Genomic DNA, 655 nt, shown 5'->3' on the forward strand with positions numbered 1-655 from the left:
CCACCGCCCCAATCACCGCCGCCACCGCACTGCCGCGGCCGCCGCCAACCGTGCTGCCGCCGATACCGCCGATCACCGCACCGGCGCCGGCGCCGATCGGCGTCTTGGTGCCTTCGATCTTCACCGGACGCAGCGACTCGATGGTGCCCATGCGCACCGTCTGCACGGTCCGGGCCTCGTCGCGGCTGTAGGTGTCGCCGGTCAGGCTGGACGCACACCCGCCGAGGGCCAGCAACGCGGCCAGCGAGGTAATGAGCAGAGTGGGTTTACGCATAGCAGTTCCTCCAGAAGTTTCTCAATCCATTAGACGCCGCGTCCACGCGGCTGTCACGGCCGTGACTCAACAATAGCCGATTCGGACAGACGCAGTTCAGCTAAGACGCCACAGCCTGGCGATGTCCACCGCCCGCGCCTCGAGTTCCGCGGCGGCGCCGCGCATGGCCTGCTCCAGCGAGATCGGCCCCGGGGCGAGGCTGAAGGCCGCCTCGATACCAGCCTGGTACAGCGCCTGGTAGCCCTCGCCGAGGCTGCCGGCCAGGGCGATCACCGGCACCCCGGCGGCGCGTGCCACTCGCGCCACGCCCACCGGCGTCTTGCCGTGCAGGGTTTGCGCGTCCATCCGCCCTTCGCCGGTGATCACCAGGTCGGCGCCGGC

Annotated in this window: 1 protein-coding gene and 1 pseudogene; both read right to left on the reverse strand. The window is 70.4% G+C overall.

The window, feature by feature from the left end; translation table 11 throughout:
• Nucleotides 1-274 (reverse strand): annotated as a pseudogene (locus N878_RS24500) (hypothetical protein); the annotation flags it as partial.
• A gap of 96 nt (nucleotides 275-370) precedes the next feature.
• Nucleotides 371-655, reverse strand: a 285-nt coding sequence (locus N878_RS24505) for a glycerate kinase (protein WP_031304058.1), incomplete at its 5' end; no start/stop codon positions are given.

Source organism: Pseudomonas sp. EGD-AK9 (assembly GCF_000465935.2).
Classification (GTDB): domain Bacteria; phylum Pseudomonadota; class Gammaproteobacteria; order Pseudomonadales; family Pseudomonadaceae; genus Aquipseudomonas.